This is a genomic window from Bacillus cereus group sp. N21 (assembly GCF_016483395.1).
GTDB classification, from domain to species: Bacteria; Bacillota; Bacilli; order Bacillales; family Bacillaceae_G; genus Bacillus_A; species Bacillus_A pseudomycoides.
In genome coordinates this window covers 97407-116258 of the sequence record NZ_JAEHBX010000001.1, presented here as the reverse complement: position 1 = coordinate 116258, position 18852 = coordinate 97407, and the positions used below count along the sequence as shown (strand labels likewise).

Genomic DNA, 18852 nt, shown 5'->3' with positions numbered 1-18852 from the left:
TCCAAGATAAAAAAACGTTGTTTCGAAAATACCGCATAATTGTTTCATAAATGTATCATTTAATCGCTTTCAAATTTTTTATATCTTCCATGCGTCTTGGTAATAAGAACGTGATCATCACCATCGTTCCCATTTCCTCACTACTTTCAATTCGCATGCTTCCGCCTTGCTTCGTCATAATCTCCTGACAAATGAACAAACCGTATCCATTTCCATAACTAGAAGAGAGTACTTTTCCTTCCCGAGAACGATTCCACTCTGCAAGTATCGCTTCATCCATACCAATCCCATCATCATGAATGAAGACTTTCGCTTCCTCTTCATTTTTAGCGACATTCATCCTCAGTTGCGTGGCATCACTATATTTAATCGCATTATCAAACACATTCAAGAAAATCTGCTTCGTCTTATCAAAGTCTGCAACAACATGTGCCTCTGTTAATTCATTTATAACTTCTATCTCGTATTGCTGAAGACGAGGCTTCACGATCGAAATTGCCTCTTCTGCAATTTGCTTTATATCCACAATCGTCGGAGAAACTTCAAACGTACTCGTTCCATACTTCGAAGATTGTAATAACTCCTCAACGAGTGATAATAGACGCTGACTTTCAATCGAAACATAATGAAGACTTTCCTCTATATCTCGCGCAGATTGCAGTTTCGGAATTAAATCTACATATCCAATAATTGCAGTGAGCGGCGTTTTCAGTTCATGTGTAATTCGGTCCAAGAAATCCTTTTGCTTCTCTTTCTCCTCCTTTAACTGCCTCATATGCAGCTCAATCGCATCAGCCATTGCATTGAAAGATGCTGATAACTGGGCAATTTCCACATACTCATTTAGCTCAATCTTACTTTTATAATCCCCATTTGCGAGCCGCTTTGCCATTTGTCTTAACTGATCAATTGGCTTATGAAGAGACTTCGCTAAACGAATCGCAAAGAAAATGCCGCCTGCTACTAAACAAATCGATGTAACGAGAAATGTCCAGCTCACATTCGTTAAAACTTCTTTCTCATCTTGTAATTCATTAATAAAGCGAATTGCCCCTATGACATCGCTTCCATGATAAACCGGACTCGAAAATAAAAGAAGTGGTGCTGGATCATCATTTTCAAACACATATGCCTTCTTTCCTCGTAAGGACTGATCAATATCTATATTCTTATGAAGCAAGGCCCCTTTCTCTGTATCGGCAACGACCTCTCCATTCTTTCCAATCATCTGCACACGAACATCCATCCGCTTCGCTAAATAAGAAGCAATCAAGAGTGAATTCGGCCCTAGTGTCTCCACTTCTGCTTCCTTCTCTAAATAATTCATCGTGTAAATTTGTGCTTCTACACTTAACTTCTCTAAAGAACCTGCTGCATTATGATACATATTCTTTTCCAGTGCAATGTAAATCACCGTATAAAGAAGAAACAAAATCGGAATCAATAATCCTACTATACCAAGTACCATATTTCTTTTTAACGACATCTTATCACCTTTTAACAATCCAACTTATAACCAACGCCATAAATCGTCTTAATATGTTCTCCGCTTGCTCCAAGCTTCTTCCGAAGGCGCTGCACCATAATATCAACTGCTCTCGTATTTCCGCTATACTCAAAGCCCCATACTTTCTCTAATAGCTCATCGCGCATAAACACACGCTGCTTATTAGAAGCAAACAACTGGCATAAATTAAACTCACGGTACGTTAAATCAATTTCTTCTCCATTCACATGCACTTTTCGTTCCTTCGGATAAATGACTAACTCACCGGCCCGAATGACCTTATCATCCTTAGGTACCCCGTGCTTCATTACACGCCGTGCCATATTCTTCACCCGAAGAATCAACTCTGCATAATTGAATGGCTTCGTCACATAATCATCAGCCCCAAGCTGAAGACCAAGCAACTTATCATTCATCTGACTCTTCGCTGTTAACATGAGTACTGGAATATCTCGGTCCTTCTCCCTGAACAACCGAAGCAGCTCATAACCATCCGTATCCGGAAGCATCACATCTAAAATCAATACATTCGGCTCTTCATCCCACCTTTGCAGCGCCTCTTTTCCATCAGCGGCCGTAAGCACTTCATATCCTTCCATCTCTAGCTGCATCCGAATTAAATTCCGAATGCTCGACTCATCATCGACTACAAGTATTTTCATGGTTCCCCTCCTTTCGCAGTACATTTTAGTATAGCAAATATCCCATACAAAAAAAGAGTGCACTATCGAACATATGTTGAACGACAATACACTCTCTTTTATAAATCACTCTTACTTCGTATATCCATGCGGCTTACTTTGATGCCAATCCCACGCATGTTCAATGATTGTTTTCACATCTGTATATTGCGGGCTCCAGCCTAATTTTTCTTTTGCTTTTTGAGACGATGCAACAAGGCGCGCTGGGTCTCCAGCTCTTCTTGGCGCAACTTCTGCTGGGATTTCATGATTTGTTACTTCGCGAACTGCTTCAACAATTTCTTTTACACTAAATCCGTTACCGTTTCCTAAGTTATAAAAGTCACTGTCTCCGCCATTTTGTAAATCTTTCAGTCCAAGGAAATGAGCCGCTACTAAATCATCAACATGGATATAGTCACGAATACATGTACCGTCTGGTGTATTGTAATCATCACCAAACATCATGATTTTCTCACGTTGTCCTAAAGCCACTTGCAGTACAAGGGGAATTAAATGCGTCTCGGGACGATGATCTTCACCAATAATACCGCTTGGCGTTGCACCAGCTACATTAAAGTATCTGAAGATCTTATATTTTAAATTAGAAGCTTGGCTATACCAATGCAACATTTTTTCAATCGCTAATTTTGTTTCTCCATATGTGTTCGTAGGATTTGTTGGTGTTTCTTCTGAAATTAACTCAACATCTACATCTCCATATGTTGCGGCAGTTGATGAGAAGATAAATTTATCAATTTTAAACTCATCCATCACCTCTAGTAAGCATAGCGCACCGTATACGTTGTTATTATAGTATTGAAGCGGTTTTTCCATACTTACACCAACTAAAGAATCCGCTGCAAAATGCATGACTGCGTCAATTGTTTCTTGCTTAAAAATGTCTCTTAAGAAACTTTTATCGCGAAGATCACCTTTATAAAATTTCACGCCTTCTGCAATAGCATCTTCATGACCTGTTTGTAAATTATCAACTACAATTACAGATTGTCCTTCATCAACTAACTTTTTTACAGCATGAGAGCCAATATAACCAGCTCCGCCACACACTAAAATAGAACCCATGTTCTCCACACCCAACTTTTAATGAATTATTTTACCCTGCTATCTGCGGACAGAAAAACCTCTACATCAAAGAAGATAGGTAGAGGAGCACTGCCTGATCGATAAGAACCTTCCATCATTTTGGGGATAAAGCGCCCCACTGATGGAAGGTTCACTTTATAGTACTTTTTAACCTATAGAATATAGCTTATCTTCTTTTATTTTATAGGGCAAGTTAAATTCCAATTATTTCATAAAACCATCAACAATGATTATTTCGCTAAAACAGCTAGTTTTTCTTCTACTTTCTTCAAGTCCAGGGCAGAATCAATTTCAAAACTATCATTGCTACCAATTTTGTACAAATGAACATTTAAATTTTGAATGTTATCTTTTACAATATTATCCCAGTACAGTTCACTGAAATCTTCCTGATTTACTACTTCTTCTAGTTTCTTCACAATATGGATGCCATCTTCTTTTGACCAGTACGAAATACCACATAAGATGTAGTCATCGTTACCATCACCAATTTCAATATCATATACTTTACGATTTTCGTCATGCTTAATGATCCATTCATTACGGAAATCTTCTTTCTTCGCACTAAAGTATAGGGATGACTCTGGGTTCTCTATAAAAATATTACGGTGTAAATAAACATCCGCATCCATTACATATGCATCTTGTAAATATTCACGAACTAAATACATCGTATAAATGTTGTTATACACATTATATTTATCATTGTGCACAAGCTTCACATTATACTTCTCAACAAGATAATCAAATTTCTCTGCTAAATAGCCTGTTACGACAATAATTTCTTCTACACCAATTTCCTGTAAATATTCAATTTGACGCTCTAGCATCGGCTTGCCATTTACTTCTACTAATGATTTTGGAGTCGTTAACGTTAATGGACGTAAACGAGTTCCCATACCCGCCGCTAATAAAATCGCTCTCATGTTACTTCACCTCTATATTTTTTCGCTTTTGTAAATTCAGTTATATCTGCAACTGTTAATATAGCTCCTACAAGGATCGCAATACAACAAATAATTAACTTCCATGAAAACGGTGATCCTAATGCTAACATAGAAATGACAACCGCCCATGCAGAATACGTAATGTTAAGCGCCATCGCTTTTGTCGGTCCAATTTCATGAATTGCCTTATAGTAAAACACATAGGAAGCTGTTCCAACTAATGCAACCACAATGATTAAAATAAACTCGCTGCTCATCACAACTTCTTTTGTTAAGAAATGCCCTCCAACTGAAGGTAAAATAACAAGTCCATATGTGACTGCTGAAACAAGCTGACGAATTTGAAGTGCCTCTTCTGGAGATACTTCTTCATCTTTCATACCGTACGCACAGATAACACATTCTAAGCCCCAGCCAACGATACAAATAAGGACAAAAATAAATCCTAACATATAGTTTTCCGTTGCAAATCCATCGCCTGTAAATCCGAGTACGATAATAAATGCAATACTAATGATAAGTCCAAGCCAATTCCATGAACGAAGACGGTCTTTCAAAAACACAAATGCAAAAAATGCACCCACTGCTGGATATACAGCTGAAATCGCTGCTGTATAAGAAGCCCCGATATACTTTACAGCTAATACATAAAACGTCATCCCAATTGGTCCACCCATAAGTGCTCCTAACATAACGAACCGTCCACTTCTCGTTTTCAGCTTAGAAAGGGCCGTTTTGAGTTGACCCTTTATCGCCATATAGATCATCATCCATAATGTGGACATAAAGTCGTGTAAAAACGTACTAACTAGAGGAGCAAGAAACACAACTTGTTCTGTTGCTAACATCAGTTGTGAAGATAAAATAATCCCAATCAATACCGTATCTACAGCCCAAGCAAAACCAGAAAATATTCCATAAAATATGCCTTTACTTTGCACTTTTCTCATCGTTATATCCCCCACTACAACTCTAAGAAGAGCTGTAAGTTTTTCTTCGCACGATTATAGCGATCCATTCCATATGTCCCAAAATCACTGCCTGTTGCTTCTTTAATCTTCGTCCAAATACTCCATAAGAAATCTTGGAAAATCTTATTCATCAATATTCTTCTCTGGTAAGACTCTTCTACTTCCTCGTTAAAATAGTAGGATAAGAATAACTCCTCCTCTTCTGAAGAAAAGTCGCACTCTAAACTATGTGCTGCAATATCCCACATCGGATCGTTCATACCGCCATATTCCCAATCGATTAAGTATATTTTGTCTTCTCCACTCTTAACAAAGTTTTCAGGAACCGTATCATTATGACAAGCTGTTAACGTAACATCCATCGCCTCATACATATCCTTTAACCGCATTACTTTGTTCTTCACTTCTGCATAATCATCAAAGTTAGAGCCGTTTACTTTATTTAAAAGCCCTTCATAATGCTCTATTTTTTCAAACACATTGAAAGTATTATTCATTTCGGCATTTGAACTGTGTAATTGTTTTAATATATTCGCCGTTAACTTCATATTATCACTGCGTTTTGCCGTTTTCGGATTCAATGTTTCTGCGTTTGGAATTAACTCTGCTAATTTCACACCAGTTTCTTCATTAAAGTATAGAAGTTCTGCATCAATTCCTAATTGGCTCGCTAAATTAGAAGTTACCATTTCATCACGGCGACTAATCATATCTTCTGTACCGCTTCCTGGAATACGTAGCACATATTCGGATTTTCCAACACTTACTTTGAAATTCGTATTCGTCATACCACCAAATGGCTGAATATCTGTAATTTCATCTTTTGAAATAGAAAGTGCTTCCGAAACATATTTTTTAATTTGTCGTTCTTTAAACTCTGCTTCTTTTTTCACTAAGCGAGGATAGATTTTATTTTTCACAACTTCATATTGCTTCGGTGTATCAATCTCTGCCCATACAACATCTGGTAACTTTGCATAGCCGACATCGTACAACCTTGCAGCATCAAGAAGTAAATATTCATAGTTCACATATGGATTTTGATTATGACGGAATGTTGCTAACATGTTCATGAACACTTCATACGAGATTTTAGAAATCCCAACCATCTCACCATCAATACGATTTAACTGATGAATGTCCTTTGAAATTTTATACAGATAGCCATCTTGAATCTCAACAAACGCTTCATCACCAGATCCACTCTCATTTGTAATGAGTACACAGTCCGGTTCTGGATGATGTAACACTTGCACAAGTGCCTTCTCTTCGATTAAAATATCATCTTCAATTAATAAGAAATCATCTGTAATCAGTTCCTGAACCTCTGCTAGCGATGCCATTGATCCTGTCCACTTATATTTTGGATTTTCCACAAAGTGCACATTATGACGACCTGTCCAGCCTTCAAACTGCTCCTTCTTATAGCCAACAACCACCACAATTTTTTCAATGCCATTATTTTTAAGGATTTCTAAACTGCGATCTAACAAAAGCTTTTCCCCAACCGTTAACAAACCAGATGGTTTTCCAAACTCATGACGCTTACCAGCCGCAAGAACAACAGCTTGCGTAACCTTCTTGCCCTCTTTGCGATGGACTCTAAGCTTCTTCCCTTGGTAAGCCTCTAGCTCCTGTCGCATGTATTCAAAGCCTTTCTGGTACAAATAATAATTCATGTACTTCCCTGACTTTTTGCTATAGATGTATTGATTCTTCGTTAAATCATTCATAATATAATTCACTTTACCAACAGATATATTGCACTGCTCTGCAATCTTTTTTTGGTTCATCTGTGGATTTTGATTGATAACCTCTAATATATTTAATACTTGTTGCATAGAGCTCCCCTCCATCACCCGATTTCATCCGTTCATTTTTTGAACATGTGATTATCATATCATCTATGGACATAAACGTAAATATTTTGTAAATTTAATGTATGCTTTGTAAAGAACATCCTTTATGAATAATATTAACGAAAAAACATAATCAATAAAAGTATAAGGAACAACATATAAAAAGACTGTAGTTGCGTGTCAATTTATCACTGCTGTATACTTAAACTTATGATTGTAATCTCTTTCCATGCAATCTGAACCATAAAAAATTTGTCGTATCGATTAGAACAATGGAGGAATTTATTTTGGATTCAACACAGTTAACACCTTTAGAGCAAGCTCAAAAAGTGATGCTGGATATGCTCATAACGGTTCATAAAATCTGTAAAGAACATAATATTAAATTTTGGATCACAGACGGTACTTTACTAGGGTCTGTTAGACATAAAGGATTTATCCCTTGGGATGATGATGCAGATCTTGCTATGCTAAGAGAAGATTACGATAAATTTTTGCGCATTATTCCAAACCATTTACCAGAGCCATATAAACTAGAAACAGAAAAAGTAAACACACACGGCAAACATAACTGGACGAAAATTCTCTATCTAGATGATTTTGAATGGCAAGAAAGCGATGGTACACACCGAAAAGGAATATCCATTGATATTTTCCCATTTGACTACGTTTCAGAATCGGCAACGCCGTTAGAAAAAATTGTCCGAAAACTTGCCGCAATCAATTATCCTTCAAAAATAAACGGTCCTGCAGATGTAGCAAGAAGAATTCTAAACAAATCGAAATTCTTTAAACTATATGTAAAAGGTCTTAAAAAAACAAACACTGTAACATACGGAATGGAAACCGGCTATTACAGATGGCATAACTTCGAGCTTAGTGAAATCTTCCCGTTAAAAGAAGGAATTTTCGATGGACACATGTTCCCTGTTCCAAATGATGCAGATCGCTACTTATCAGGAATGTATGGAGACTACATGCAAATACCAGAAGAAAGTAAACAAAAAGCTCATATGCAAAATTTAAAAGTTGGATAGGCTACACATATAAGATTTGGACAAAAATAAGGCGCTACCTATCCTTTATACATAAAGGATAGGTAGCGCCTATTATTTACTATATAAATACAAATTGAAAAACCGACATAAAATCCTTCTTTTCAGGTGGGAGAGAGCATCCAGCCATGCATAGAAGCGGTCAGACCCTTTTCCTGCCCCATGCCAAGGAAAAACAGAGAGAGAAAACAAGTAGCAGGTCACCTTTTGCTGTTCTTAGCAGCTTATATATGAGACATCAAAAAAAGTCTAATGTCCCATTACAGGATCATTAAGCTTATTCCTTATACTCAACTACTATTTTGTTAACTCTAAATGAGCTTTTAATTTATTAGACAAATCTTTACGATCTTTATCAGGAACGAAATAGTACCAAACACCATCCTGCTTATGACCGTCACCAGGAATTTGAATTTCCTCTTTTTTATTCATCGCAGCTTTATAATTACTTTGAAGATCCCACATTTGATCTTGATTTAAATTTGTTTTTACGTTTTTCTCAACAGCACCTAACATCGTGCCAAGTTTTGTAATAGATGATATGTTCGCGCCTTTACTAATAACCGCTTCTAGCACTTGACGCTGACGCATTTGACGACCAAAGTCACCGCGTGGATCTTCCTTACGCATACGCGTATACTTCAGTGCCTGCTCGCCATTTAGATGAATGTTCCCTTTCTCAAATGACATACCTTCAAGCGTAAATGCTAAGTCATTATTCACATCGATCCCGCCAACAGCGTCAACAATATCACGGAAACCTTCCATATTTACTTCAATATAATAATCAATTGGAATATCTAAAAAATTTTCAACCGTCTTCACAGACATATCAATTCCACCAAATGCATACGCATGGTTGATTTTATCTTTCTTCCCTTTCCCAACAATCTCCGTATATGTATCACGAGGAATACTTACAATTTCCATCGAACTTTGCTTCGGATTTAATGTTAATAACATAATCGAATCCGAACGCCCTTTATCTGCCCCACGCTCATCTGCACCTAATAATAAAATAGAAACAGGTTGTTTATTTCCTAACTTCACATCAGTAGAACGTTTCTCAGAATGATCTCGTTCAAGCGGCGTATACACTTTATCTATTGTCCCCGAAACGGATGAGTACAGATAATACGCATAACCGCCTCCTGCAATGACAAGAACGCCGATAATACCCAGTATCCAAAATAGAATTTTTTTCATTATGTAACCTTCTTTCTTGAATCAGCTTTATAGGTTTTTAAGGAATAAAGTACCACACCCATTATACATGGGATTAGTTTCTATATCCAAATTATTCTATAATTTCATACATATATGTTTTCTCATTAGATACCTTACCATACACAAAAAGCCTCGTCTTATCTAGCATAGGATAAGACGAGGCTTTTTCACGTTTACATTATTTCTTCAAAAAAATTGATGATATGTCTAGCAAATCATAAAGAAAGCATTTACAAGATCATATTCACTTCATACATTCTGCTTCTTGGTAGCCATCCTTATTATTCGACTGCCATTTCCATGAGTCCGCGCACATTTCTTCAAGCCCGCGCTTTGCTTCCCATTCTAATTCACGTTTCGCTTTAGATGCATCTGCAAAACATACAGCAACATCTCCAGGACGACGCTCTGTAATTTTATATGGAACGGACTTTCCTGAAACTTTCTCGAATGCTTGTACCATCTCTAGCACGCTATATCCAGTACCTGTACCAAGGTTATATGTATCTACACCTGTTGTATGTAATACTTTTTCAAGAGCCTTCACATGTCCATTCGCAAGATCAACAACGTGAATATAATCACGGACACCTGTACCATCTTTTGTCGGATAATCGTTTCCAAATACACTTAGTTCTTTTAACTTACCAACTGCTACTTGCGTTACATATGGCATTAAGTTGTTCGGAATTCCATTTGGATCTTCTCCAATACGCCCACTTTCATGTGCACCAAATGGATTGAAATAACGAAGTAATACAACACTCCACTCAGAATCAGCTACAACTACATCACGCATCATTTGTTCAATCATCAACTTTGTTTGACCGTATGGGTTTGTTGCATTTAAAGGAAATTCTTCTGTAATTGGTGATGTTTCAGGAAGACCATATACCGTTGCTGATGAACTAAAAATCATTTTCTTTACATTATGCTTCTGCATAACATCGCATAATATTAATGTACTTGTAATGTTGTTATGATAATAAGTAAGCGGAATTGCTACTGATTCTCCAACTGCTTTTAAGCCAGCAAAATGAATGACTGCTTCAATTGTATTTTCTTTAAAAATCACATCGATTGCATCACGATTTAGAAGATTTTCTTCATAAAATTTAAACTGTTTTCCTGTTATTTCTTTCACTCGATTCAACGATTCTACTGAACTATTAGAAAGGTTATCAACTACTATAATATCATAACCATTATTTAATAATTCCACGCATGTATGACTGCCGATATATCCTGCTCCACCTGTTACAAGTATCGCCATAATGAAGACCTCCCAGGGTTATTTATTTCTTATTTATTAGCTTTTCATTACTTCTCTTTGTGAATTCCAAACAGAATGAGTTCCAACACATTATATCTATGTACTTCCTATTTTTCATTTTTCATCAAGAAAGCCCAATTGTATAAAAGGGAATTGGGCCTTCTTTAGGCCATGACTATTTCTCTAAATCCGGCTTAGACACAAGCTTCGTATACACAATAAAGCGATCCGGAGCATCACCAATATACTCAAACGGATAACATGTCGTTAACGTTAATGTCTCATAATCAGTTAGAACGATAATCGTCTCATCATTCGCTCCCGTAATTTTGAAATCTGTTATTTCATAAACACACTCACCATACGGCGTTGCGAATTTGATTTGATCACCTTTCTTCACATCTTCCAGCTTACGAAAACTCGTATTCCGGTGTCCGCTTAACACAACATTCCCGCCTTGTCCTGGCAACGTACTCCCAGCAAAATGTCCGACTCCTGATTTCAGCTCTTTCGGGTGCGTCCCTTCTACAACAGGAACCTCATAAGAAAGAGAAGGAAACTTCAATTCACCAAGCTTCTCTCCTGGATCAGGAATTTTAGACCAAATTTGTTTAAACTCTTTTTCAGCCTCTACAGGCTTATACGGTGTAACAACTGTATGAGCTAACAATGTTGTTTGCTTTGTAAGTTCCCAGCCGAAAAAAGCAATAATCCCAAGACCTAACAAAATAATGGAAACAGGAATCCCGATGATTACCCATCTCCATTTTGACTTACGCTTATGTACTTTCTTTCGCTTTTCCATAGAGCGTATTACGCTTGTTCTACTTTACGAGCTAATCGTACTGCTGGAACTAATGCAGCTGCACCTAGAAGTACAATTAATCCCCCAATTAGCATGTAAGTTTGTTCATTAGATGCTGTATTTGGCATTTCAGCATTTGGCATTGGAACAAAATGACCAGTTGCATTTAGCTCACGCTTTGCTTCCATCGCAACTTTCAATGAATTTACCAAGCTTTTAAAGTTAGCTGCTTGTACCATTTCTCTCGTTGGGTTAATTGTCGCAAGTAACTTTCCATCTAAATCTTTTAATTGAATTAATAAGTTATTATCCTTACTAATTGTATAGTTTAAAAGATCCAACGAATTTCCCTTTTCATCTACAAGTGCTACTTGTAGATGTGCAAGTTTCGCACTATCCAAGAATAAGCGAAGCATTTCTACTTTTTGCTCAGTTTTTAAACTCATTAACCCTTGCTGCATGTGCAGCCGGTGTAGCGAATGCTGTTCAACCGAGAGCAAGTGCAGCGACTAATGAGCCTGTTTTCATGACACCTTTGAAATTCATAGCTATTTCTCCTTTTTATAACAATTTATTAATTTAAATATATCATAAGCAATCCTATGTAGGACAACCTAATTGTGTGTATATCTTTTTACTAGATATAAAAAATGAATGGTTCCCATTCTTTGTACAATCATTAAACGTTATATTCACCTTTTTACCTGCTATTTCCTCACACACTTGAATCTAATAAACTATGCAGTGCTAATACATGTGCTTTTGCTACATCCATGACATGTACATAATCACCGACCGCACTACCATCTTTTGTACCGTATCCACCGTCTATCATAAAACTCTCCTCTTGTTTTTTTACTATATGCAATAAAACATTTGGTACAATATATGTTTCTGGGCGATGGTCTTCACCTATTTTCCCATCTGTATGAGCACCTATAGCATTGTGGTAATGAAGAGACATATAACGCCTTATAAAAATCTTCTAAAGCCTGTTCAATAATAAGCTTAGAATTCCCTTGAAAGACAACTGGGAATGGGACATATATTTCCTGCAATTGATCTTTATAAGGCATACCATGAACTGATATAGATGATGAAAAAACAAAATGTTTAATTTGATACGTGATCATTGTTAGTAACGGTGGTAAAATCCTTTATAACAGCTCGATGTTTTTGTGATAGCAGTTCTTTCACAACATGACTCCCGATATAACCCGCACTGCCGATTACCAGTATCACTTACCTACTTAAAATAAAAAAGTGCATTCAAAAAAAGAATGCACTTTTTATAATTTATTTCGTTACAACTTGCTTTGCTAATACCTCTTTAACAGTAGCGATAACCCTTTCTTGATCTTCCACTGTCATACTTGAACCAGAAGGTAAACATAAACCTTGACTAAACAGCTTATCAGAAATACTATCTGTATCACCATGAGTATAATATTTAGAACCTGCGAAGACAGGCTGTCTATGAAGCGGCTTCCAAACTGGACGCGCTTCAATATTTTGTGCCGCTAAAGCTTCAATCACATCTAAATACGTAACACCTGTTACCTTTTCATCAATTAATAATGTAGATAACCAACGATTTGGAACTGCATCTTCGAATTCTGGCATAAATGTAATTCCAGGTAATTCACCTAAAGCTGTTTTATAGCGAGTAAAAATATCACGACGTGCTTGCACACGATTATTTAATACTTCCAACTGCGCTCGTCCTACACCAGCCACAATATTACTCATACGATAATTATAACCAATATGACTATGTTCATAATGAACTGCTGGATCACGTGCTTGTGTCGAAAGGAAGCGTGCTTTTTGAATCGCCACTTCATCATTAGAAACAAGCATGCCACCACCAGAAGTCGTGATAATCTTGTTACCATTGAAAGAGAAAATACCAAACTTACCAAATGAACCAGTTTGCTTCCCTTTATAAGTTGTTCCAAGTGATTCCGCAGAGTCTTCCACAACTAGTACACCATACTTATCACAAACATCCATAATTTCATCCATCTTTGCACTTTGTCCAAATAAATGAACAACAATTACTGCTTTCGGAAGTTTTCCTGAAGCTTTTGCATCTTCAAAAGCTTTCTCAAGTGCAACTGGAGACATGTTCCATGTATCAGGCTCTGAATCTATGAAAATTGGTTCGGCCCCTTGATACGCAATTGGATTTGCACTTGCTGCAAACGTTAATGAAGAACAAAATACAGTATCATCTCTATTAACACCTAACAGTTGAAGTGCTAAATGGATTGCTGCAGTACCTGCGCTAACAGCAGCGGCACTTTTCACTCCAATATATTCTGCAATTTGATGTTCAAATGCATCTACGTTAGGTCCTAGTGGCGCAATCCAGTTTTGCTCGAATGCTTGATTTACATATCTTTGTTCATTTCCGCTCATGTGTGGTGGTGATAAAAAGATTCTTTTGTTTTCCATGCTTCCATTACACTCCTTATGGTAACGTAACTTATTTTATAACTCTTGCGGGCAAACCTACTGCTGTACAAGAAGATGGTATATCATGAATGACTGTTGCTCCTGCACCAATTATACTCCATTGGCCAATTTTTCGATTCGGGATAACAATTGCCCCTGCACCTATTTGTGTACCTTCATTAACAAAGACTGTTCCCGTTAACGTCGCATTTGGAGAAATATGTGCAAAATCACCAATCTGATTATCATGTTCTATCACTGCTGCAGTATTAACAATAACATGCCTTCCAATTATAGTATCCGCATTAATAACTGCTTTAGGCATAATAACAGTTCCAAATCCAATGGAAGCAGACTCACTCACTACAGCAGTTGGATGAATAATTGTCTCATAACTTCCATCCTTCAATTCTAACTGCTCAACTATCCTTTTTCGTACAGCATTATGTCCAATCGCAAGCACAATTTTAAATCCAATCTCTTCTATTATTTCTTTAATAGAAGAGATTGGTCCATAACATATGCCCTGGTCCTCACTTAAACATTCATATTTATCATCAAATATAGCAACAATCTCATAACCTGTATTTGCATGAATCATATCTATAATAACTTTCGCATGCCCACCTTGACCAATTAAAGCTATCTTTTTCATTTCACCACTTCTTTATTTGAGTTTAATCCTGTAAATTTCTGCATCGTCACATGACCTTGTTGACTAATCCCTTCTGATTTAAAAACCTTTGCAACTGTTAAAAATAAAATCTTTATATCTAACCAAAGGGACTGATTATCCACATACCAAACATCTAATTTAAATTTATCTTCCCAAGAAATTGCATTTCGTCCATTTACTTGCGCCCATCCAGTAATACCAGGGTGCACTTCATGACGTCTAGCTTGTTGGGAGGTATACCGTGGGAGATATTCCATTAATAATGGACGAGGTCCTACTAAACTAATATATCCTTTTATTACATTAATAAGTTGTGTTAATTCATCTAGACTTAACTTTCTAAGTAATTTACCAAATGATGTTAAACGAACATTATCTGGTAAGAAATTACCCTCTTCATCTTTTGCATCTGTCATTGTACGAAACTTGTATACATAGAAGGGTTTTCCATGTAAGCCTGGACGTTGTTGTTTGAAAATAATAGGGCTACCTAGTTTGAACCTTACAAGAAGGGCGACAATTAAAATTATAAAAGACAACAACATCAGAGTTAAAACTGCTGTAAGAGCATCAAAAGCCCTTTTCATAATATCCATCACACGCCTTTAATTATTTACTAATTGCTTCTTGACACTTTCTAAACCTTTAATTTCATATAAATTATTAAAATTAATATACATTATTTCTGAGTTTTCACATTTCACACAATTACGTGTATCCAGGATAACAGTTTTTTTTGCATGTTCTAAAATACTGGTCTCATTTAGATGCTTAAATTCATTATGATCTGTTAAAACAAGTACACAATCTGCATCTATAATCGCTTCTTCAAAGTCATATAGATTAAATACTACTTGTTGTTGATGGACATGTGGATCATGTACCGCTACTTCATATCCTTTAGCTGTTAATAAATCTACAATTGTCATCGCAGGACTTTCTCGAACATCATCAATATTTCCTTTATAAGTAATGCCTAGAACAGCAACCTTCCCATTACTTGGAACTATTTTTTCTATTTGATCTGTAATAAATATCGGCATAGAATTGTTTATTTCTCTAGAATTTGAGATTAGTACGGATTGTTCTGGTGCCTTTTCGATGATGAAATAAGGATCGACTGCTAAACAATGGCCTCCAACACCTGGTCCTGGTAGGTGTAGATTCACACGCGGATGATGATTAGCTAAACGAATTACATCTAATGCATCAACATTTAACTCTTGAGAAATTTTGACCAATTCATTTGCAAGTGCAATATTAACATCACGATACGTATTCTCCATTAACTTAGACATTTCAGCTGTAACAGCAGTAGTCTCTAATATCTGTCCTTTAACGAAGCTACGATATAGCTCTGCAGCCTTGCTAGTAGAAATATCATTGATTCCCCCAACAATTCGTGTATTTTCAACTAACTCAATTAATATACGTCCTGGTAACACTCGTTCTGGACAATGGGCTAGATAAATATCTTCTCCTACAATCCATCCATGTTCTTTGAAAATTGGCGCCACTACATCATCAATTGTTCTCGGAGGAATTGTAGATTCAACAATAACTACATTTCCTGGTTTTACAAAGGGTACAATAGATTTTGTCGCCCCAATTACATAATCTAAGTTTGCAGTATGATCTGCATTATGCGGTGTTGGTACCGCAATGATATATGCATCTGCATGAGTTGGTTGAAGACTAGCTTTTAATCTTCCCTTCCCAATCATTTCTTTAACTAATTCTCCCAAACCAACTTCCTCAATGTGGATTTCCCCTTGATTAATCATTTCTATCGCAATTGGATTTACATCTACACCTGTTACAGTATAACCAGCTTTTGCAAACATTGCTGATGTGGGTAATCCAATATAGCCTAGTCCTACTACGCATAAATTTTTACTCATTGCTATTTCCTCCTATTTGATTATACTTTCAATTTCTTGAATGTATTTATGTGCTAAAGCTTTTCGACTAAATTTCCTTTGCACGTATTTATAACCTTTAAGACCCATTTCATCTAATCGTTCTCTATTATGATAGAATTCTAATATTTTCTCTTTAAACTGGATAATATCTTCAGGATCAACATAAACTCCACATCCACTTTCCTCTACTAATTCTCTAGCAGCTCCATCAATTCCAAGTAAAATCGGTTTTGCACATGACATATAATCAAACACTTTATTAGGATATACTGTCTTAAATGTATCTACCTTTTTCAAAACTGCAGTACAAATATCTGAAGCATTACAAAAATCAGGAATAACTGCCTTTGGTTGCGAGTCAATAAATATAATATTTTGTAGCCTTTCACTCTTAACTCTTTTTTTCAGTCGTGCTTTTTCCATCCCATCTCCAACTAATAGAAAAGCTATATCTTCATATTCTTCGCATGCCTTCGCAAGATTTAAAAGACTATCTAAATTATTCGCTAGCCCATGTGCCCCCATATAAGTAACGACAAACTTATTTTGCAAACTGTATTTTTCACGAACCCAGTTATCTTTTTCACCTGGTTCGAAAATATCTAAATCTGCCCCATTTGGGATAAAAGTTATTTTATCTGGAGAAATATGTTTCTTCTCAATTAATACATTACGAAACGCAGGAGTTAAAACATTGATTTTATTCGCAAACTTATAAGACATTTTTTCAACAAAAAAAGCCATTTTTATTAATGGCTTACTCTTTAAAACCCCAGTATCAATAGCCGATTCTGGCCATAAATCTCGAACTTCAAATATCATCGGTATTCTTTTAAACCATTTTGTAAAAATACCAGTAACCCCAACAAATAACGGCGGAGAAGTTACAATTACAATATCATGACTTTTCACCCTGAAAAGAATAGCTGTTAATGAAGAAACTGTAAACGAAAAGTACCCCCATAGCCTTCCAAAAAATGACTTATTATAAGCTTCAGATACATATGTTCTTAGTACTTTTACATTCGGGGAATACTCCTCTGCTACAATCCATTTTCCTTTATACTTCTCTTCTTTTTTACCCGTAGTGTAATGTACAGTCCCAGCCACAACTGTAATCTCATGTCCTTGCTCTTCCCAATACTTAACAAATTGATTAAATCTAGAACCACCTGGGTCATCTTTTCCTAAAAAATACTGATGAAGTAATAAAACCCTCATAATTTTTATGCTCCTACTAATTTATTTTTTTATAATACTCTATAAGTTTTTCCGATTCTCTTTCCCAATTAAATTTTTCATAAATATATTTCTTTCCATTATTAGATAAATAACTTTTCAAATTTTCATCCGAACCAATCTTCAATATCAGATCTGCAATCTTGTTTATATTTTGTGGATCTACAAAATATCCCGCATTACTACACCCTATTTTCTTTTCCCATTTCGGGAAGTCACTTGCAATAAATGGGATACCTAAAGTCATATACTCGAAAATCTTATTGGGGCTTGTCTCAGCATGATCAACAACATCTAATATTGTACATAAACCTATATCTGATTTTATTACATATGAAAAAGCTTTCTCTTGAGGAAGCTTTCCTAAATAGTCTACATATTTCCAACCATTCAATTTCTGAAGCTCATTTATTTCTTTTGAATCTGGACCAATTAGCCATAATCTGCAACTATAAGTCTTATTTATTTCTTCTAAAGCTTGTACTATCTGTCTCAAACCCCGTTGCTCACTGATTCCACCAACGTAAACCACCCTTATATAGTTACTCTTTGAGATTAGCTTACTTAATTCATAAGCCCTCGTTATTAGTTCACCCTGATGAATTGGCGCATTCTCAATTAACAATGCATTTTTATATTTGGCAAGTAAACCTTCTTGTGTAACAATAAATCCATCAAAACACCTTGATGCCATTAACTCTAAACCTGTAACTACTTTAGCAATAAGTTTCCTATAAGAATAGGGAATCCATTCCCGAATTAATATTCTTTTTGAAAAATCTTCGTGAGTATCATAAATAACTTTTTTATTAAACATTTTCAACAAAAATCCTAATAATATCGTGTCAGGATTATGCAAATGAACTATTTTAGACCTTGTCTTAAGTATTTTACAAAGTAATTTAGGTTGCAAGATAATTCTACTTAAAAAGTTTTTTGATTTTGGAATTGCGAAGATTTGTATATTACCTATTTTCTCATCATAATCTTTTCTAGCAAGCAAACTAACCTCATAACCACTATTTTCTATAGTTTTTGCTTGTTTTTGGTATACCCTTATATCCTTATAATCGTGTATAGGAGAAACTATACATACCTTCTTAGCTTGATTCATATGCATTCTCCTC

19 protein-coding genes are annotated in these 18852 nt (G+C 36.0%); 1 reads left to right on the top strand and 18 read right to left on the bottom strand.

Annotated features, from left to right (window positions below; genetic code table 11):
* Positions 1–55: 55 nt before the first annotated feature.
* From JDS96_RS00555 to JDS96_RS00530, 6 genes are all read right to left on the bottom strand, one after another.
* A complete protein-coding gene (locus JDS96_RS00555) occupies positions 56–1486 on the bottom strand; it encodes a HAMP domain-containing sensor histidine kinase (protein ID WP_006096588.1) in 1431 nt (476 codons plus the stop codon).
* A gap of 11 nt (positions 1487–1497) precedes the next feature.
* Positions 1498–2169, bottom strand: a complete 672-nt coding sequence (locus JDS96_RS00550) for a response regulator transcription factor (RefSeq protein ID WP_003202224.1) — start codon at positions 2167–2169, stop codon at positions 1498–1500.
* Between the two features lie 111 nt (positions 2170–2280).
* A complete protein-coding gene (galE, locus tag JDS96_RS00545) occupies positions 2281–3273 on the bottom strand; it encodes a UDP-glucose 4-epimerase GalE (RefSeq protein WP_003202222.1) in 993 nt (330 codons plus the stop codon).
* A 251-nt stretch (positions 3274–3524) separates the two neighbouring features.
* Positions 3525–4220 (bottom strand): CTP--phosphocholine cytidylyltransferase, encoded by a 696-nt coding sequence (locus JDS96_RS00540; protein ID WP_033799240.1) that lies wholly within the window; start codon positions 4218–4220, stop codon positions 3525–3527.
* Positions 4217–5191: a DMT family transporter gene (locus JDS96_RS00535; RefSeq protein WP_018764992.1), complete on the bottom strand. Its 975-nt coding sequence runs from the start codon at positions 5189–5191 to the stop codon at positions 4217–4219. Before JDS96_RS00535 ends, JDS96_RS00540 begins: the two co-directional genes overlap by 4 nt.
* Positions 5192–5205: 14 nt before the next feature.
* Positions 5206–7053, bottom strand: coding sequence for an NTP transferase domain-containing protein (locus JDS96_RS00530; protein ID WP_199665724.1), 1848 nt, complete (start codon positions 7051–7053; stop codon positions 5206–5208).
* A 290-nt stretch (positions 7054–7343) separates the two neighbouring features.
* On the opposite strand from JDS96_RS00530, the gene JDS96_RS00525 reads away from it, so the two are divergent.
* A complete protein-coding gene (locus tag JDS96_RS00525) occupies positions 7344–8108 on the top strand; it encodes a LicD family protein (protein ID WP_003202215.1) in 765 nt (254 codons plus the stop codon).
* Between the two features lie 315 nt (positions 8109–8423).
* Here the strand turns inward: JDS96_RS00525 and tagU are convergent, their stop codons facing one another.
* From tagU to JDS96_RS00465, 12 genes are all read right to left on the bottom strand, one after another.
* The gene (tagU, locus tag JDS96_RS00520; RefSeq protein WP_003202214.1) at positions 8424–9332 is read right to left on the bottom strand and encodes a polyisoprenyl-teichoic acid--peptidoglycan teichoic acid transferase TagU; all 909 of its coding nucleotides are present in this window, start codon (positions 9330–9332) and stop codon (positions 8424–8426) included.
* 265 nt (positions 9333–9597) lie between these two features.
* Complete coding sequence (galE, locus tag JDS96_RS00515; protein ID WP_199665723.1) at positions 9598–10626, bottom strand: UDP-glucose 4-epimerase GalE; 1029 nt, start codon at positions 10624–10626, stop codon at positions 9598–9600.
* A gap of 175 nt (positions 10627–10801) precedes the next feature.
* Positions 10802–11431, bottom strand: coding sequence for a class D sortase (locus JDS96_RS00510; RefSeq protein WP_003202210.1), 630 nt, complete (start codon positions 11429–11431; stop codon positions 10802–10804).
* A gap of 8 nt (positions 11432–11439) precedes the next feature.
* Positions 11440–11877 carry a hypothetical protein gene (locus JDS96_RS00505; protein WP_239500221.1) on the bottom strand — a complete coding sequence of 146 codons (438 nt, stop codon included), beginning with the start codon at positions 11875–11877 and terminating at the stop codon, positions 11440–11442.
* Positions 11878–12146: 269 nt separating this feature from the next.
* Positions 12147–12395 (bottom strand): NAD-dependent epimerase/dehydratase family protein, encoded by a 249-nt coding sequence (locus JDS96_RS00500; protein ID WP_003202206.1) that lies wholly within the window; start codon positions 12393–12395, stop codon positions 12147–12149.
* 149 nt (positions 12396–12544) lie between these two features.
* Complete coding sequence (locus JDS96_RS33195) at positions 12545–12673, bottom strand: NAD-dependent epimerase/dehydratase family protein (RefSeq protein WP_113708569.1); 129 nt, start codon at positions 12671–12673, stop codon at positions 12545–12547.
* Between the two features lie 54 nt (positions 12674–12727).
* Positions 12728–13888, bottom strand: a complete 1161-nt coding sequence (locus tag JDS96_RS00490) for an aminotransferase class I/II-fold pyridoxal phosphate-dependent enzyme (RefSeq protein WP_199665722.1) — start codon at positions 13886–13888, stop codon at positions 12728–12730.
* Between the two features lie 31 nt (positions 13889–13919).
* Positions 13920–14543 carry an acetyltransferase gene (locus JDS96_RS00485; protein ID WP_199665721.1) on the bottom strand — a complete coding sequence of 208 codons (624 nt, stop codon included), beginning with the start codon at positions 14541–14543 and terminating at the stop codon, positions 13920–13922.
* Positions 14540–15160, bottom strand: a complete 621-nt coding sequence (locus JDS96_RS00480; protein ID WP_199665720.1) for a sugar transferase — start codon at positions 15158–15160, stop codon at positions 14540–14542. The genes JDS96_RS00485 and JDS96_RS00480 overlap by 4 nt, the downstream gene beginning before the upstream one ends.
* A gap of 9 nt (positions 15161–15169) precedes the next feature.
* Positions 15170–16465: a nucleotide sugar dehydrogenase gene (locus JDS96_RS00475; RefSeq protein ID WP_199665719.1), complete on the bottom strand. Its 1296-nt coding sequence runs from the start codon at positions 16463–16465 to the stop codon at positions 15170–15172.
* Between the two features lie 12 nt (positions 16466–16477).
* Complete coding sequence (locus JDS96_RS00470; protein ID WP_003202196.1) at positions 16478–17707, bottom strand: glycosyltransferase family 4 protein; 1230 nt, start codon at positions 17705–17707, stop codon at positions 16478–16480.
* 16 nt (positions 17708–17723) lie between these two features.
* The gene (locus tag JDS96_RS00465; RefSeq protein WP_224796032.1) at positions 17724–18839 is read right to left on the bottom strand and encodes a glycosyltransferase; all 1116 of its coding nucleotides are present in this window, start codon (positions 18837–18839) and stop codon (positions 17724–17726) included.
* Positions 18840–18852 lie beyond the last annotated feature (13 nt).

What these genes read in the sequence shown, in the direction of transcription:
- JDS96_RS00555 (WP_006096588.1), bottom strand. Translation starts at nt 1,486, where the DNA reads ATGTCGTTAAAAAGAAATATGGTACTTGGTATAGTAGGATTATTGATT.
- JDS96_RS00550 (WP_003202224.1), bottom strand. Translation starts at nt 2,169, where the DNA reads ATGAAAATACTTGTAGTCGATGATGAGTCGAGCATTCGGAATTTAATT.
- galE (WP_003202222.1), bottom strand. Translation starts at nt 3,273, where the DNA reads ATGGGTTCTATTTTAGTGTGTGGCGGAGCTGGTTATATTGGCTCTCAT.
- JDS96_RS00540 (WP_033799240.1), bottom strand. Translation starts at nt 4,220, where the DNA reads ATGAGAGCGATTTTATTAGCGGCGGGTATGGGAACTCGTTTACGTCCA.
- JDS96_RS00535 (WP_018764992.1), bottom strand. Translation starts at nt 5,191, where the DNA reads ATGAGAAAAGTGCAAAGTAAAGGCATATTTTATGGAATATTTTCTGGT.
- JDS96_RS00530 (WP_199665724.1), bottom strand. Translation starts at nt 7,053, where the DNA reads ATGCAACAAGTATTAAATATATTAGAGGTTATCAATCAAAATCCACAG.
- JDS96_RS00525 (WP_003202215.1), top strand. Translation starts at nt 7,344, where the DNA reads ATGGAGGAATTTATTTTGGATTCAACACAGTTAACACCTTTAGAGCAA.
- tagU (WP_003202214.1), bottom strand. Translation starts at nt 9,332, where the DNA reads ATGAAAAAAATTCTATTTTGGATACTGGGTATTATCGGCGTTCTTGTC.
- galE (WP_199665723.1), bottom strand. Translation starts at nt 10,626, where the DNA reads ATGGCGATACTTGTAACAGGTGGAGCAGGATATATCGGCAGTCATACA.
- JDS96_RS00510 (WP_003202210.1), bottom strand. Translation starts at nt 11,431, where the DNA reads ATGGAAAAGCGAAAGAAAGTACATAAGCGTAAGTCAAAATGGAGATGG.
- JDS96_RS00505 (WP_239500221.1), bottom strand. Translation starts at nt 11,877, where the DNA reads ATGAGTTTAAAAACTGAGCAAAAAGTAGAAATGCTTCGCTTATTCTTG.
- JDS96_RS00500 (WP_003202206.1), bottom strand. Translation starts at nt 12,395, where the DNA reads ATGTCTCTTCATTACCACAATGCTATAGGTGCTCATACAGATGGGAAA.
- JDS96_RS00490 (WP_199665722.1), bottom strand. Translation starts at nt 13,888, where the DNA reads ATGGAAAACAAAAGAATCTTTTTATCACCACCACACATGAGCGGAAAT.
- JDS96_RS00485 (WP_199665721.1), bottom strand. Translation starts at nt 14,543, where the DNA reads ATGAAAAAGATAGCTTTAATTGGTCAAGGTGGGCATGCGAAAGTTATT.
- JDS96_RS00480 (WP_199665720.1), bottom strand. Translation starts at nt 15,160, where the DNA reads ATGGATATTATGAAAAGGGCTTTTGATGCTCTTACAGCAGTTTTAACT.
- JDS96_RS00475 (WP_199665719.1), bottom strand. Translation starts at nt 16,465, where the DNA reads ATGAGTAAAAATTTATGCGTAGTAGGACTAGGCTATATTGGATTACCC.
- JDS96_RS00470 (WP_003202196.1), bottom strand. Translation starts at nt 17,707, where the DNA reads ATGAGGGTTTTATTACTTCATCAGTATTTTTTAGGAAAAGATGACCCA.
- JDS96_RS00465 (WP_224796032.1), bottom strand. Translation starts at nt 18,839, where the DNA reads ATGAATCAAGCTAAGAAGGTATGTATAGTTTCTCCTATACACGATTAT.